This window comes from Gemmatimonadota bacterium (assembly GCA_009838645.1).
Lineage (GTDB): Bacteria > JAAXHH01 > JAAXHH01 > JAAXHH01 > JAAXHH01 > JAAXHH01.
This window is the reverse complement of record VXRC01000029.1, coordinates 172,603-187,783: the sequence shown is the minus strand read 5'-3', so window position 1 is coordinate 187,783 and position 15,181 is coordinate 172,603. Positions and strand designations below refer to the sequence as shown.

At 61.3% G+C, this 15,181-nt stretch carries 14 protein-coding genes; 13 read left to right on the top strand and 1 reads right to left on the bottom strand.

Translation table 11 applies throughout. The annotated features are described in order from the left end of the window. Positions 1 to 206 precede the first annotated feature (206 nt). Positions 207 to 1,172 carry a phosphoglycerate dehydrogenase gene (locus F4Y38_09180; protein ID MXY49452.1) on the top strand — a complete coding sequence of 322 codons (966 nt, stop codon included), beginning with the start codon at positions 207 to 209 and terminating at the stop codon, positions 1,170 to 1,172. Between the two features lie 17 nt (positions 1,173 to 1,189). Here F4Y38_09180 and F4Y38_09175 read toward each other — a convergent pair whose 3' ends face one another. Further along, positions 1,190 to 1,591, bottom strand: a complete 402-nt coding sequence (locus F4Y38_09175) for a ferredoxin:thioredoxin reductase (protein MXY49451.1) — start codon at positions 1,589 to 1,591, stop codon at positions 1,190 to 1,192. 405 nt (positions 1,592 to 1,996) lie between these two features. On the opposite strand from F4Y38_09175, the gene F4Y38_09170 reads away from it, so the two are divergent. The 12 genes from F4Y38_09170 to F4Y38_09115 all read left to right on the top strand — a co-directional run bounded on the left by F4Y38_09170 (position 1,997) and on the right by F4Y38_09115 (position 14,634). Then, positions 1,997 to 2,665 (top strand): cytochrome c3 family protein, encoded by a 669-nt coding sequence (locus F4Y38_09170; GenBank protein MXY49450.1) that lies wholly within the window; start codon positions 1,997 to 1,999, stop codon positions 2,663 to 2,665. Between the two features lie 42 nt (positions 2,666 to 2,707). After that, complete coding sequence (locus F4Y38_09165) at positions 2,708 to 5,728, top strand: 4Fe-4S dicluster domain-containing protein (protein MXY49449.1); 3,021 nt, start codon at positions 2,708 to 2,710, stop codon at positions 5,726 to 5,728. Between the two features lie 13 nt (positions 5,729 to 5,741). Beyond that, positions 5,742 to 7,136 (top strand): hydrogenase, encoded by a 1,395-nt coding sequence (locus F4Y38_09160; GenBank protein MXY49448.1) that lies wholly within the window; start codon positions 5,742 to 5,744, stop codon positions 7,134 to 7,136. 2 nt (positions 7,137 to 7,138) lie between these two features. After that, positions 7,139 to 7,687 (top strand): DUF3341 domain-containing protein, encoded by a 549-nt coding sequence (locus tag F4Y38_09155; GenBank protein MXY49447.1) that lies wholly within the window; start codon positions 7,139 to 7,141, stop codon positions 7,685 to 7,687. Between the two features lie 4 nt (positions 7,688 to 7,691). Further along, positions 7,692 to 8,279: a cytochrome c gene (locus F4Y38_09150; protein MXY49446.1), complete on the top strand. Its 588-nt coding sequence runs from the start codon at positions 7,692 to 7,694 to the stop codon at positions 8,277 to 8,279. Next, positions 8,276 to 9,487: a hypothetical protein gene (locus F4Y38_09145; protein MXY49445.1), complete on the top strand. Its 1,212-nt coding sequence runs from the start codon at positions 8,276 to 8,278 to the stop codon at positions 9,485 to 9,487. Before F4Y38_09150 ends, F4Y38_09145 begins: the two co-directional genes overlap by 4 nt. A 24-nt stretch (positions 9,488 to 9,511) precedes the next feature. Then, complete coding sequence (locus F4Y38_09140; GenBank protein MXY49444.1) at positions 9,512 to 9,967, top strand: hypothetical protein; 456 nt, start codon at positions 9,512 to 9,514, stop codon at positions 9,965 to 9,967. A gap of 4 nt (positions 9,968 to 9,971) precedes the next feature. Continuing rightward, positions 9,972 to 10,883, top strand: coding sequence for an SCO family protein (locus tag F4Y38_09135; protein ID MXY49443.1), 912 nt, complete (start codon positions 9,972 to 9,974; stop codon positions 10,881 to 10,883). Between the two features lie 39 nt (positions 10,884 to 10,922). Continuing rightward, positions 10,923 to 11,870 (top strand): cytochrome c oxidase subunit II, encoded by a 948-nt coding sequence (coxB, locus tag F4Y38_09130; GenBank protein ID MXY49442.1) that lies wholly within the window; start codon positions 10,923 to 10,925, stop codon positions 11,868 to 11,870. Continuing rightward, positions 11,867 to 13,540 (top strand): cytochrome c oxidase subunit I, encoded by a 1,674-nt coding sequence (locus F4Y38_09125; protein MXY49441.1) that lies wholly within the window; start codon positions 11,867 to 11,869, stop codon positions 13,538 to 13,540. The genes coxB and F4Y38_09125 overlap by 4 nt, the downstream gene beginning before the upstream one ends. Before the next feature lie 76 nt (positions 13,541 to 13,616). Then, positions 13,617 to 14,249 (top strand): cytochrome c oxidase subunit 3 family protein, encoded by a 633-nt coding sequence (locus F4Y38_09120; GenBank protein MXY49440.1) that lies wholly within the window; start codon positions 13,617 to 13,619, stop codon positions 14,247 to 14,249. A gap of 10 nt (positions 14,250 to 14,259) precedes the next feature. After that, a complete protein-coding gene (locus tag F4Y38_09115) occupies positions 14,260 to 14,634 on the top strand; it encodes an oxidase (GenBank protein MXY49439.1) in 375 nt (124 codons plus the stop codon). The last annotated feature ends 547 nt before the right edge of the window (positions 14,635 to 15,181 follow it).

Genomic DNA, 15,181 nt, shown 5'->3' with positions numbered 1-15,181 from the left:
GAACATAAAACTACAATTTATAAAATATCAATATGTTTTATTAAATGAAAGGCTTTATCCTTGTAGCCTGTCTGATCTTTGCGTTATTTCCGTGCTTTCCGGATGGATCTCCACCCGGTACATTTCAACAAGGCAGTCAGCCCGGCACCGAAAGGCCATGCGCTGAGGTCGTACGGTAACCATCCACGATTTTATAGAGGGAACTTATGTCTGACCGATTACGTATCGTCATTCCCGGGGACGACCCACCCCAGATGCAGGGCTCGCCCCACCTGGAACGGCTCGTAGCCTACGGAGAGGTCGTCCTGTACACCGATCGGCCGGAAACGCCGGAAGAGAAGATCGAACGGGCCGGGGGCGCCGCGGCAATGATCAACTCCCGTGGGCTCGTAACGTGGCCCGGGGACGTCCTCCGCGCGCTGCCCGATCTCCGCATGATCGCAACCTGTTCGATCGGCGTCGACTGTTTCGATCTGGAAGCGGCACGGGAATGCGGCATCGTCATCTCCAACCAGCCCGGTCGGACGGCGCCGGTCGTCGCGGAGCACGCCTTCGGCCTGATGTTCGCCCTCGCGAAAAGGGCGGCGTTCTTCACGGGCGCCATGAAAGCCGGCCAGTGGCCCCGGCTGGATGCCTATTACCTCCGGGGAAAGACCGTCGGTGTGATCGGGACCGGCCCCATCGGATCGGAGATGGCGAGACTGGCGGGAAGCGTGGGCATGGAGGTGATCGCCTGGACGTATAACCCATCGGATGACAGGGCCCGGGAGATCGGGGTGACCTACGTGGAACTCGACGAATTGCTGGAGAGGTCGGACGTGGTGTCGCTGCACGTCATGCTGACGGACGACAGCCGGCATATGATCAACCGGGAATCGCTGGAGGGCATGAAACCGGGAGCGCTGCTGATCAATTGCGGCCGGGGCGGCCTGGTGGATACCGATGCGCTGGTGGGCGCGCTAAGGTCGGGGAACCTGGGCGGCGCGGCCCTGGACGTCTTCGAGGAGGAGCCGTTACCCGCGGACCATCCGCTGCTCGAGATGGAACAGGTCGTCCTGACCCCTCACTGCGCGGACATGACTCCGGAAGGCGTCGAACTGCTCAACGAGGGGGCGGTGAATAACGTCATCGCCTTCCTGGAAGGCCGTCCGCAGAACGTCGTGAAGTTGTAGCGCAGCTTTATCGATCCTTACGCCGGCGCGCGGTGCCGCGCCTCCCTGCCCTTGTCCGGCGTCGGGTCCTTGACCAGACCGTACATCTGCCTGCCTTCGTGGTCTTCGGGAAGGTATTCTGTGATCGGAAGGCCCTCGGGGGTGACGAACAGCAGGCAGTGGCAGTATTTCCAGATCTTCATCTCGTCGCAGGCGCAGACCCACTCTCGGCTTCGTTCCAGTTCGGCCTTCTTGTCGGGATAGAAATTGCACGGGCACAGGGGCCGGCCCAGTTCGTCCACGTGGGCGGCGAGACCCTTGACCACCGAGTCGGTCACTTCCGCGTTCGGATGAGGCGAGGTACCCGTCTTTTCCCAGTACTTGTCACAGTACTTCTGCATGCGCTGCATGCTCTTTTCCGATGGTTGCTGCTCGTTCATGGGCCACTCCTTGAATTAGGTGCCGCCTCCTGCCAGTCCTGCCTGGGTTACCACCCCGAATTCCTGAATTCAATCTACCCGGTATCGTCCTCCGTGTCAACCGGCCAGTGCCCGGGTCCTGGGATGGCCAGTGCCCGGGTCCTGGGATAGCGGCCGGGCATGGGCCCGGGGATGGCAGCCGGGTGGAATTCGCCCCGCTCAAAGCGAAAACATCGACCGATTGCGTGTAGCCATCAAGGCGACGATATGCCCGGATTTCGGGTCTCCGTGACGACGGTCAAAAAAACGAATCGAACTGCCGATTTATATTGACTTTGATGGCGACGCGGTTTATCGTGCATGACTGTTGTTGAGAATCCGGTCATTTGGTGAAAAACGCATCCGAGAAAGATAGAACGAGTTCATATGCCACAGATTTTTTCCCCCGCCGCGAATACGTGGCTCAAGGCGAGCATCGTCGGTGGGGCGCTTCTCCTGGCAACCACATTCGGCGTCATTTTCTACCTCGGCTCGACCTCTTACGTTACCCGGCAGCACCAGGTTAGACCCCAGCCCGTTCCTTTCAGCCACAGGCACCACGTCAATCAACTCGGCATCGACTGCCGGTACTGCCACGCGTCGGTGGAAACGAGCGCCTTCGCCGGCCTGCCGCCGACCAAGACCTGCATGAGCTGCCACTCCCAGGTGTGGACGGACGCGCCGATGCTCGAGCCGGTGCGAGACAGTTACGCGACCGGGGTGTCCCTCGAATGGACCCGGGTGCACGACCTGCCGGACTACGTGTATTTCGATCATAGTATCCATATCAACAAGGGCATCGGCTGCGAGTCCTGCCACGGCGCCGTCAACGAGATGGCCCTGATGTGGCAGGAGGAATCGCTGCAGATGATGTGGTGCCTCGAGTGCCACCGCGGCCCCGAAGACTTCATCCGGGAACGGGCGGACGTGTACAAGTTCGAATCGCAGCCCGACTACTCGGCGCCCATGGACCAGAGCGCCCTCGGCGCGCAACTGATCCGGGGTTACCGGGTCAACAAGGATCAGCTGGAAGACTGTTCCATCTGTCATCGATAGTCCATCGGCCATCGATAGCGGCGACAGCCACGGAATCGTACCATGAACCAGACTTCGGAACGGCACATCACGGAAGCGGGAGCGTTGAACTCAGGGAAGAACGGCGCGCCTGAATACTGGCGCAGCCTGGATCAGTTGGCCGAGACCGAGGAATTCCAGTCGTTCATGGAGAAGGAATTCCCGCAACACGTGGAAGAAGTCAAGGCGAATCCGGTCAGCCGGCGGAAGTTCCTGAAGCTGATGGGCGCCTCGATCGCCCTGGCCGGCGCCACCGCCTCCGCATGTACCCGCCAGCCGTCCGAAAAGATCATCCCCTATGTGCTGCCCCCGGAAGAGATCGTTCCGGGCAAGCCCCTGTACTACGCCTCGGCCTACGTCCACGACGGGGTGGCGAACGGTATCCTGGTGGAAAGCCACATGGGGCGGCCCACCAAGGTGGAGGGTAATCCGGAACATCCCGCCAGCCTGGGATCGACAGACGTATTCGCCCAGGCTTCCGTCCTGACGATGTACGACCCGGACCGGTCCCAGTCGGTGATCCGGCGGGGCCGCATCACCACTTACGACGCCTATCTGAATGAACTGAACGAAGCCCTGTCCAACCAGGTGGCGAAACAGGGCGGTGGCATACGCGTACTGACCGGCACCGTCACCTCACCGAGCCTGCACGGGCAACTGGAAGCCCTGCTGGCCAGGTACCCCGGCGCCCGTTGGCACCAGTACGATCCGGTCACCCTGGACAACGCCAGGGAAGGCTCGCGACTGGCCTTCGGCGAAATCGTCTCCATCCGCTGCGACGTTAAAAAGGCGGACGTGATCCTGTCCCTCGACGGAGACTTCCTGACCACCGGCCCCGGCGCCGTACGCTATGCGCGGGACTTCGCCTCCCGCCGGGACGGGAACGATCCGGACAACATGAACCGGCTGTACGTCATCGAGAGTACGCCTTCGCTGACCGGCGCGCAGGCCGACCATCTGCTCAACCGCCGCGCGGGAGAGATCGAAGGGCTCGCCCGGTCGATTGCCGCGGGGCTCGGCGTATCCGTATCCGCCGGCGCGGAAGGCAACGAGGACACACAGCGCTGGGTATCCGCCGTGGTGGACGATCTCCGCGCGCACGCCGGCGCCTGTCTCGTGGTCACGGGCGATCACCAGCCGCCCGCCGTGCATGCCCTTGTCCACGCGATGAACGACGCGCTGGGCAACACGGGCAGCACCGTTACCCATTCCGAGTCCATCGAAGCGTCTCCCGTGAACCAGACCGAATCGATCACCGCGCTGGTCGACGACATGCGGAACGGCGAGGTCGACCTGCTGGTCATGATCGGCGCCAACCCCGTCTACAGCACGCCGGCGGACCTCGCGTTCACGGAGGCCATGGACAACGTGGCCCTGCGCGTGCACGCGGGCCTGTACCACGACGAGACGGCGGAACTGTGCCACTGGCACCTTCCGATGGCCCATGACCTGGAAGCCTGGAGCGACGCGCGGTCCTACGATGGCACGTTGACCGTCGTCCAGCCGCTCATCGCCCCGCTGTATCGCGGCAGGAGCGCCCACGAAATCGTGGCGGCGCTGACGGGCAACGCCATGAAGAAGGGTTACGATACCGTCCGCGAGCACTGGCAAGCCCAGGGTTACCACGGGTCGCAGGCCTTCGAGGTCTTCTGGCAGACCGCCGTGCACGACGGGTTCATCGCCGGATCCGCCCTGGCGCCGAAGGCCGTATCCGTCGGCGACATCGCCGCGGCCGTTGGCGAGGCATCGGGACCCGAAGCCGGTACGGAGCTCATTTTCCGGGCGGACCCGACCGTGTGGGACGGGTACTACGCCAACAACGGCTGGCTGCAGGAACTGCCCAAGCCGCTGACCAAGCTGACCTGGGACAACGCCGCGCTGATGGGCCCCGCCATGGCGAATCGACTGGGGGTCGAGAACACCGACGTGGTCGAACTGGCATACCGGGACCGCGCGGTGAACGCCCCCGTGTGGATCCTGCCCGGCCACCCGGACGAGACGGTCACGGTGCACCTGGGCTACGGCCGCCGCCGCGCGGGCCAGTTGGGCACGAACGCGGGGTTCGACGCCTATTCGATCCGTTCCTCCACCGGCCCCGATTTCGGCGGAGGACTTCAGGTTACGCCGACCGGGGACACCTTCGGCATCTACAGCACGCAGGACCACCACGCAATGGAACTCGAAGGCATGGGCAGCATGTCCCGCGACCGCAACCTGATCCGCGCCAGCGACATCGAGACTTTCAAAGACGACCCCCACGTGATCCAGGAGATGTGGGAGGAACCCGATCCGGAACGCAACCTCTATCCCGACGATCACGCCTACGACGGGCCCAACGCCTGGGGCATGGTCATCGACCTGAACAAGTGCAACGGCTGCAATACGTGCACCATCGCCTGCCAGTCGGAGAACAACATCTCCGTCGTGGGCAAGGAAGAAGTGGCCAATGCCCGCGAGATGCACTGGATCCGGATCGACCGCTATTACCGGGGAGACCTTGACGCGCCGGAGACTTTCCACCAGCCCGTGCCGTGCATGCAGTGCGAAAACGCGCCCTGCGAACTGGTCTGCCCCGTCGGCGCGACGGTGCACAGCAAGGAAGGCCTGAACGACATGGTCTACAACCGCTGCGTCGGCACGCGCTACTGTTCCAACAACTGTCCCTACAAGGTCCGGCGGTTCAACTTCTACCTGTATTCAGACTTCGAAACGCCGAGCCTGCAGCTGGGACGGAACCCGGACGTGACGGTGCGCAGCCGCGGGGTCATGGAGAAGTGCACCTATTGCGTCCAGCGCATCAACGTCGCCCGGATCGAGGCGAAGAAGGAAGACCGCGACATCGCCGACGGCGAGATCCTGACGGCCTGCCAGCAGGCCTGCCCGTCCCAGGCGATCACCTTCGGGAACACGAAGGACGCGGATAGCAAGGTTTCCAGATTGAAAGCCAGTCCGTTGAACTACGGGATGCTGACGGACCTGCTCACCAAGCCGCGCACGACGTACCTGGGTCGGATACGCAATCCGAACCCGGTCCTGGAGGCGTGAGAGGAATAGCTCCTTGTCGCAACAGGAACAGGCAGTCGACATAGCAAAGGTCGATAAGTACACGGGCGACGGTTTCGTAGCTCCCGAGTACAACAACACCACCGTCACCCAGAAGATATCCAATATCGTCCTCAGATCGGATTCGCCCTGGGGCTGGTACCTGGCCGTGGCGGTCCTGCTGCCCATCGTCGGCATGCTGGGCATCTCCATCACCTGGCTGGTGCTGATCGGAACCGGCATCTGGGGGCTGAACGTGCCGGTCGGCTGGGGATTCGCCATTATCAACTTCGTCTGGTGGATCGGGATCGGACACGCCGGGACGCTCATCTCCGCCATCCTGCACCTCATGCGGCAGGACTGGCGCAACTCGATCAACCGGTTCGCGGAAGCCATGACGATCTTCGCCGTGATGTGCGCCGGCATGTTTCCGCTGCTCCACGTGGGCCGTCCCTGGCTGGCCTACTGGCTGCTGCCGCTGCCCAACACCATGTCCCTGTGGCCGCAGTGGCGCTCGCCTTTGGTCTGGGACGTCTTCGCCGTATCCACCTACTTCACGGTTTCCCTGATCTTCTGGTACATGGGGATGATCCCGGATCTCGGCACCCTGCGGGACCGGGCGAAGCATCCGATTGTCGCGCGGATCTACGGCATATTCGCCATGGGCTGGCGCGGCGCGTCCTCCCACTGGGCCCGTTACGAGAAGGCCTACCTGATCCTGGCCGGCCTGTCCACTCCCCTGGTCCTGTCCGTGCACTCCATCGTTTCGCTCGACTTCGCCGTCTCGCTGATCCCGGGCTGGCACACCACCGTGTTTCCGCCCTACTTCGTGGCCGGCGCCATCTACGCCGGATTCGCCATGGTGCTGACGCTGACCATCCCCGTGCGGCACTGGTTCGGCCTGCAGGGACTGATCACGACGCGCCACCTGGAGAACATGGGCAAGGTGACCCTGGCGACGGGCTTCATCGTCGTGTACGGATACGCCATGGAGGCCTTCATATCGTGGTACAGCGCGAGCCCCTACGAAGGGTTCATGATGTGGAACCGCATGACCGGTCAGTACGCGCCGGTTTACTGGGCGCTGATCTTCTGCAACGCGGTCAGCATCCAGATTCTCTGGTGGAAGCGCGCACGCCGAAGCCCCCTCGTGCTGTTCATCGTCTCCCTGATCGTCGGCGTCGGCATGTGGCTGGAACGGTTCGTCATCGTCGTGACCAGCCTGGCCAACGACTACATGCCTTCGTCGTGGGACTACTACGCGGGCACGATCTGGGACTGGAGCCTGTACATCGGCACCATCGGATTCTTCCTGTTCATGATGTGCCTGTTCATCCGGTTCCTGCCCATGATCCCCATGTCCGAGATGAAGATGATCATACCGAAGCACCGGAACAAGAAGGACGCCTAAAGATGAATCACGGACCCGCCCAGCCCAAACTGCGCGGCCTCGTGGCCGAGTTTGAAAACGAGGAAGCCGTCGTGGAAGCCACGCAGAAGACCGTGGACGCCGGGTACCATCATATCGAGACCTACACGCCCTACCCCCTCGACGAGTTGTTGGACATCCAGCACCTCCACAAAAACAAGGTGGCGCTGGTGATCCTGATCGGCGGGCTGACCGGATGCGCCGTGGGTTTCTTCATGCAGTGGTTCGCCTCCGTGATCCACTACCCGATCAACGTGGGCGGCCGGCCCCTGAACAGCTGGCCGGCCTTCATTCCGGTCATGTTCGAGTGCACGGTCCTGTTCGCTTCCTTCGCCGCGCTGATCGGCATGATGGTCATGAACAAGCTGCCCCGGCCGAACCATCCGCTTTTCGATATCGAGCGGTTCCGGTACGCCACGCAGGACCGGTTCTTCCTGTGCATCGAGGCGGAGGACCCGTACTTCGAAAAGGACGCGACCCGGCAGTTTCTAGAAGAGCTGAACCCGCACGAGGTGAACGAAGTTGAAGCGTAGCCCCATGGCCCTCATATACGCCGGTTTCCTGTGCGTCCTGTGCCTGGCCGCCGCGTCGGCCTGCCGGCAGGACATGCACGACCAGCCGCGTGCCGAGCCCTTCGAGGAGAGCGACTTCTTCGGCGACCGGCGGTCGGTGCGTCCCGCCGTGGAAGGGACCGTTGCCCGGGGCCACCTGAGGCTGGACGAGCATTTCTATACGGGCAAGATCGACGGCGCGCTGGCGACGACGTTTCCCGCCGCGGTAACCATTGAAATGCTGAAGCGGGGGCAGGAGCGGTACGACATCTACTGCGCGCCGTGCCACAGCAAGACGGGCGACGGGCTCGGCATGATCGTGCAGCGCGGCATGAGGCAGCCGGAGTCCTTTCACAGCCAGCGGCTCCTCGATGTGGAGGTGGGGCATTACTTCGACGTGGTGACCAACGGTTTCGGTACCATGTACAGTTACGAGGAACGCATCGATCCGGCCGACCGTTGGGCCATCGCCGCCTATATCCGCGCGCTGCAGATGAGCCAGGGCGCCAACCTGGCCGAACTGCCGGAATCGGATCAGCAGCGAATTCAACAAATCGTGGAAGTGGAAGAATGACAGCGATCTCCAGCAATCTTCTGGCACAAATCAGCAGCATTCAGTCCCGGGCTTTGACCGTCGGCGTCATCCTGGTGCTGGGCGGATTGCTCTACGCCTTCGCCACCGGCGCGATGTCCGGTTTCTACCAGGCCTACCTGGTGGGCTACATGATCTGCGCGGGCATTGCCCTGGTATGCATGGCCTTCATCATGCTGCACCACCTCATCGGCGGCCGCTGGGGGTTCGTCATCCAGCGCCTGCTCGAAGCCGGCATGAGCACGCTGCCCGTACTGCTCGTCCTCTTCATACCCATCGTGCTGGGCATGCACGACCTGTATCACTGGACGCACGCGGAAGTGGTAGCCGTCGATCCGATTCTGCAGCACAAGGAATCCTATCTCAACGTGCCCTTCTTCCTCGTGCGGACCGTGTTTTATTTCGCCATCTGGATCGCGGCTTCGTCCCTGCTGATCAAGTGGTCCATCGCCCAGGATACGTCGGGAGACCCCGGACTGAACGACAAGATGCGTAATATCTGCGGACCCGGGGTCGTGGTGTTCGCCCTGTCCATGACCTTCGCGTCCTTCGACTGGATCATGTCCACCGATCCGCACTGGTTCTCGACGCTCTACGGGGTCATGATGATCGTGAACGCCGGAGGCGCGACCCTTTCATTTGTCATCATCATGATGACCTGGCTCCGGAAACACGAGCCCTTATCGGAACTCGCCGACGCGGACCGGTTCCACGACTGGGGCAAGCTGCTGCTGGCCTTTACGCTGCTCTGGTTCTACATGATGCTGTCGCAGTTTCTGATCATCTGGGCGGCGAACCTGCCGGAGGAGAACCCCTGGTACGTGCACCGCGTGCACGGCGGCTGGGAAGTCCTGTCCGTCGTCCTTGTCCTCTGCCGGTTCGTCATCGCCTTCTTCCTGCTCCTGTCCATACCACGGAAGCGGGACCCGCGGAGGCTGGTACGCGTGGCCTGGTTCATCCTGGTCATGCACCTGGTCGACATCTTCTGGCACGTGGCGCCGAATTTCCGGCTCGACGGGTTCAGTGTCAGCGTGATGGACGTGATGGTTCCTGTCGGACTGTTCGGCATCTGGTTTTTCTTTGTCCTGAACCGGCTGAAGCGGTATCCGTTGATCCCGCAAAAGGATCCCCGGTTCGAGGAACTCGTGGCTTCGGTCTCGAAGGCACCGGTCTCGAAGGCTAAGGCATAGGATCGTGTATTATTAGAGGACGGCATGAATCACGGCGAAGACCATAACATCGTTGACCAGGCCTCGGTAGAACGGGGACACGAAGTATTCGAGACCAACGTGCCCCTGGTCATCAAGTTCGGCATCGGCCTGACGGCGCTGGCCATCATCTCCATGGTACTGATGTGGCTGATGTTCGTGGTGATCGAAGACTACAACGCGATGACATTCGACGCCCCGGCGCCCCTGATCGATGTGGACGCGCTGCCGCCCGAACCCCGGCTCCAGGTCATCCCCGAGGAAGACCTGATTGCCCTCCAGGAGGCGGAAGCGAAGAAGCTGAATAACTACGGGTGGGTGATCCGCACGGCGGAAATCGTCCAGATTCCCATCGAACGGGCCATGCACCTGATCGCGACCGACGACAGGTACAAGCTGCCCTCGGCGGTGGATGCGGGGGAAGAACAGACCGGGGAAGAACAGACCGGGGAAGGACCGTAGGATCATGACGAGCAAACCATACAGATACGCCGCAGTTGCCGCGGGGTTCATCGCGGTCGCGGTCCTGTTCACGATGCCTGGCGAGGCGTACGGACAGGAAGGCGATAGCGGCCCGGCGGTCATGAAGGATATCGGCACGGGACCCGGCCTGGACGCGAGCGCCACGCCCGAGATCCTGAAGCACGTGGGCATCGAACAGAGAATCGGCGTCTCCCTGCCCCTGGACCTCGAGTTCAACGATGAAACGGGCACGCCGGTAAGCCTGGGCAGCTACTTCGGCGACAAGCCGGTCATCCTGACGCTGGTCTACTACGATTGCCCCATGCTGTGCACGGAAGTGCTCAACGGGCTTAACCGCAGCCTGGCCCCCCTGAACTACAGTATCGGGGAGGAATTCGAGGTCGTGACCGTCAGTTTCGACCCCCGGGAATCCCCGACGCTCGCGTCGCAGAAGAAGGCGGTCTACACGCAGCGCTACGGGCGGCCCGGCACCGGGGAAGGCTGGCATTTCCTCACGGGCGAAGCGGCGGCGATCGACGCGCTGACGGAATCCGTCGGCTTCAACTACGTCTACGACGAAACGGAAGGGCAGTTCGTCCACGGCAGCGCCATCATGATCATCAGTCCAAAGGGCACGGTGTCGCACTACTTCTTCGGGATCGAGTACCCGTCGGAGGACATCCGGCTGGCTATCATCGAGTCTTCCGAGGAAAAACTGGGCAACGTGTTCGACCAGATCATGCTGTACTGTTTCAACTACGATCCCGAGCAGGGCCGGTACGGCGTAGCCATCATGAACGCGATGCGCCTCGCGGGGCTGGTCACGCTGCTGGCCATGGGTTCCTTCATGGTCGTCATGTTCAAGCGGGACCGCCGGCGGCGGCGGGAACGGATCGAACGCGGAGAAGATGCGTAACCGGACGATGAAGGCCGGACTTAACCGTAAAGTGAGCGTATGAACAACCAATTCCAACTGCATCCCGAGATCGCATCAACCTTTGCCTTCGACGTCGATCTGCTGTATTTTTTCGTAGTGGCCGTCAGCATTTTCTTCATGGCCCTGATCTGCGTGCTGATCTTTCTTTTCGCCATGAAGTACCGGCGCCGCACCGAGGATCAGCAGGCGGAAACGCAGACGCACGGCCACCTGGGCCTCGAAATCACGTGGTCCGCCATACCGCTCGTCCTCATGCTGATCATGTTCGCCTGGGGCGTCTGGCTCTTCTTCCGGGTGTACCAGATCCCGGACGGCGCCATGGAGTACTACGTGGTCGGCAAGCAGTGGATGTGGCACGTGCAGCATCCCACGGGCCAGCGGGAAATCAATGAAATGCACGTGCCGATCAATACGCCGGTGAAGCTGACCATGGCGTCCGAGGACGTCATACACAGCTTCTTCATCCCGGCGTTCCGGGTGAAGAACGACGTGATCCCCGGACGGTACACTTCGTTGACCTTTGAGGCGACGAAGCCCGGCAAGTACCACCTGTTCTGCGCCGAATACTGCGGCACCGAACACTCGATGATGATCGGAAGCGTTTACGCCATGGAACCGGAGGACTACCAGGACTGGCTGGGCGGTGGCGTGTCCGACGAGACGCCCGAGGAGGCCGGGGCGCGGCTCTTCTCGCAGCTCAACTGCGATACGTGCCACAGCGACCAGGCCGCGGCCCGTGGGCCGTCCCTGAACGGCAAATTCGGCACGGAGGAAGTCCTTGCCAGCGGTGAACGCATCCTGATCGACGAAGCCTATATCCGGGAATCCATCGTCAATCCCAGGATCCGGATGGTGGCCGGCTATCCGTCGATCATGCCGACTTACCAGGGTCAGATTACGGAGACCAACATCTTCAATCTGATTTCTTATATCAAATCGCTGCCGAGTACGGAGGGCGCCCAATGAGCACGATAGCCCAGCAGGGGGCTGCCGAACACCGGATGCCTCGCGACCACTTCCTGAACGCGGCTTACACGATCAAGTCCTGGCTGCTGACGATGGACCACAAGCGCGTGGGGCTGCTGTACCTGTTCTCGATCACCTTCTTCTTCCTGATCGGGGGCACCTTCGCCAGCCTGATCCGCCTGGAACTGGCAACGCCCGAGGCGGATCTCATGGAAGCGGACCAGTACAACGTGGCCTTCTCCATGCACGGCATCGTCATGATCTTCTTCTTCCTGATCCCGTCGATACCGGCCGTATTCGGGAACTTCATCATGCCCCTCATGATCGGGGCCAAGGACGTGGCCTTCCCGAAGCTGAACCTGATGAGTTGGTACCTCTTCATCTTCGGCGGTACGTTCGGCGTGCTGACCACCCTGCTCGGCGGCGTGGATACGGGGTGGACCTTCTACACCCCCTTCAGCAGCACCTATTCCAACAGCAACGTGATCCTGGCGGGCATGGCGGCCTTCATTGCCGGATTCTCCTCCATCCTGACCGGGCTGAACTTCATGGTGACCATCCACAAGATGCGGGCGCCGGGCATTACCTGGTTCAAGATGCCCCTCTTCGTCTGGGGCATGTACGCCACGAGCCTCATCATGGTGCTCGGCACGCCGGTCATCGCCATCACGCTGGCCCTCATGATGGTCGAGCGCGGGCTGCACATCGGCATATTCGATCCCGCCCTGGGCGGCGACCCGGTCCTGTTCCAGCACCTGTTCTGGTTCTACTCCCATCCGGCCGTGTACATCATGATCCTGCCCGGCATGGGAGTCATCTCCGAGGTCATCGCCGCCTTCAGCCGCAAGCGGATCTTCGGCTACGAATTCATCGCCATGTCCAGCGTTTCGATCGCGGTCCTCGGCTTCTTCGTCTGGGGCCACCACCTCTTCGTGAGCGGGCAGTCGATCTACGCCGGCATGGTCTTCTCCTTCATCACCATGCTCGTGGCGGTGCCTTCGGCGATCAAGGTATTCAACTGGATGGCGACCATCTACAGGGGATCGGTGTCCTACGACGCCCCCATGCTCTACGCACTGGGCTTCATCGGACTCTTCTCCGTGGGCGGCCTCACCGGCGTGTTCCTGGCCATCATGGGGCTGGACATCCACATGCACGACACGTATTTCGTGGTGGCCCACTTCCACTACGTCATGGTGGGCGGCGCGGTGACGGCCTTCATGGCTGCGCTGCACTTCTGGTGGCCCAAGATCTCCGGCCGGATGTACCCGGAGGGCTGGTCGCGCCTGGCCGCCTTCCTGATCTTCGCCGGGTTCAACCTGACCTTCTTCCCGCAATTCATCGTCGGGTACCTCGGCATGCCACGGCGATATCACGTCTATCCGGAAGAGTGGCAACTGCTCAACATCATGTCGTCCGCCGGCGCCACCATCCTGGCTGCGGCCTTCATCGTCCCGGCAATCTACCTGCTCTGGTCACTGAAGAATGGCAAAATCGCAGGTCCCAATCCCTGGCGGGCCACGGGGCTGGAGTGGATCCTCTCTTCGCCGCCGCCGGAGCACAACTTCCCGACCACGCCGATCGTGGAGGAGGATCCGTACGACTACGGCGAGGTGATCGACAACCCGGTGCACGAGGAAGAGCACGAGAAAGAGCGCGAACACGCGTAGAAGGAGCAAGATAGTGTCAGTCAGTACGGAAGCGGCCGCCCATGGCCACGATGTACATCACGACCATCCGGAATACATGCGTCATCAGTTCGACGACATGGACCAGCAGAACGATGCCGCGAGCCTGGGGATGTGGCTGTTCCTGCTGACGGAGGTCATGTTCTTCGGCGGGTTCTTCCTGGGATATTCGATCTACCGGAGCGAGTACTACGACTCTTTCGTCATCGGAAGCCAGAATCTCGACGTCTTCCTGGGCGGCCTGAACACCGTCGCCCTGATCACCAGCAGCGTCACCATGGCCTTCGCCGTCCGTGCAGCCCAACTCGGCAAGAAGAACCACATCCTGATCTTCCTGGTGCTGACCCTCATACTCGGCCTCGTGTTCATGGTGAACAAGTACATCGAGTACTCCCACAAGCTGCACGACGGCCTGATTCCCGGATACAATTTCCTGTGGACCGGCCTGGGCGACGGGCAGACCATCCAACTGTTCTACGGCTTCTACTTCTGCATGACCGGGACGCACGGCCTGCACGTTCTCATTGGACTCGTGCTCATCGTCTGGCTGCTGATCCGCGTCTGGCAGGACAAGTTCACCACCGAGTACTACGCACCGATCGAGAATTTCGGCCTGTACTGGCACTTTGTCGACCTGGTCTGGATCTTCCTCTTCCCGCTGCTGTACCTCATCGGCGGACTGGCCGTATAGGAATCATACCATGACTGAACACGCAGAACACGGCCATCAAGCCGAAGGCGGACATCAAGCCGAAGGCGGCCACGGGGACCACCACGGCCCCCACATCGCCACCTCGGCCAACTACCTGACCATCTTCACGGCGCTGCTGGTCCTCACCGCCGCGACCGTGTGGGCGGCCACCCTGGAAATGGGCTTTCTCAACACGCCCGTGGCCATGTTCATCGCCAGCGTAAAGGCGATCCTGGTGATTCTGTACTTCATGCACCTGAAGTTCAGCCCCGGCCAGACCAAGCTCGCCGCCGCCGCCGCCATCTTCTGGCTGCTGATCCTCCTCATCATCACCTTCTTCGACTACATCGGCCGCACCTGGCAGGACAATCCCGCGGGCTGGTAGCGGGCTTGTTGCGGGCTTGTTGCGGACTGGATTCAGTCTTCAGTGAAGCCGTCGGTCGTAACGCCGGTCGTAACGCCTGGGTGGCGAAACGTCCAATCCTTCGGCTGACGGTGTTGCTCTTCGGCTAACCATCTCGTATGACCAGGCGGCCGCCACCATCGAGCGCCGTTTGTGTAGCAGGTGCGGTGTTATTTTCTGTCGACGACGGATCAATTAAAAAAACCACGATATAACCCTTTCAATTCTGACTATTCCCTTTAGAACATGGGACGTGTATTGTGCCGCGCGGAATCTCCATCATGGCCGGTACCCGTTCCCGTATCATTCGTATATGCTGTATAACCAGTCGGTTCATTCAGTTGCATAAGGAGGGGGTCATGTTGAAAGGGATCTCGGATACGAATACGGAAGAACAGATATTGCGCTCTATAGATGTTCTTAAAGAAGTTGTACTTTCATCAAGAAAGGAAACCAAACAGCGGTTTGAACGTGTTGAAGCCGACATCAAAGACGTCCGTACGGAAATGAAGGCGTTCCGGACAGACGT

What these genes read in the sequence shown, in the direction of transcription:
- F4Y38_09180 (MXY49452.1), top strand. Translation starts at nt 207, where the DNA reads ATGTCTGACCGATTACGTATCGTCATTCCCGGGGACGACCCACCCCAG.
- F4Y38_09175 (MXY49451.1), bottom strand. Translation starts at nt 1,591, where the DNA reads ATGAACGAGCAGCAACCATCGGAAAAGAGCATGCAGCGCATGCAGAAG.
- F4Y38_09170 (MXY49450.1), top strand. Translation starts at nt 1,997, where the DNA reads ATGCCACAGATTTTTTCCCCCGCCGCGAATACGTGGCTCAAGGCGAGC.
- F4Y38_09165 (MXY49449.1), top strand. Translation starts at nt 2,708, where the DNA reads ATGAACCAGACTTCGGAACGGCACATCACGGAAGCGGGAGCGTTGAAC.
- F4Y38_09155 (MXY49447.1), top strand. Translation starts at nt 7,139, where the DNA reads ATGAATCACGGACCCGCCCAGCCCAAACTGCGCGGCCTCGTGGCCGAG.
- F4Y38_09150 (MXY49446.1), top strand. Translation starts at nt 7,692, where the DNA reads ATGGCCCTCATATACGCCGGTTTCCTGTGCGTCCTGTGCCTGGCCGCC.
- F4Y38_09145 (MXY49445.1), top strand. Translation starts at nt 8,276, where the DNA reads ATGACAGCGATCTCCAGCAATCTTCTGGCACAAATCAGCAGCATTCAG.
- F4Y38_09140 (MXY49444.1), top strand. Translation starts at nt 9,512, where the DNA reads ATGAATCACGGCGAAGACCATAACATCGTTGACCAGGCCTCGGTAGAA.
- F4Y38_09135 (MXY49443.1), top strand. Translation starts at nt 9,972, where the DNA reads ATGACGAGCAAACCATACAGATACGCCGCAGTTGCCGCGGGGTTCATC.
- coxB (MXY49442.1), top strand. Translation starts at nt 10,923, where the DNA reads ATGAACAACCAATTCCAACTGCATCCCGAGATCGCATCAACCTTTGCC.
- F4Y38_09125 (MXY49441.1), top strand. Translation starts at nt 11,867, where the DNA reads ATGAGCACGATAGCCCAGCAGGGGGCTGCCGAACACCGGATGCCTCGC.
- F4Y38_09120 (MXY49440.1), top strand. Translation starts at nt 13,617, where the DNA reads ATGCGTCATCAGTTCGACGACATGGACCAGCAGAACGATGCCGCGAGC.
- F4Y38_09115 (MXY49439.1), top strand. Translation starts at nt 14,260, where the DNA reads ATGACTGAACACGCAGAACACGGCCATCAAGCCGAAGGCGGACATCAA.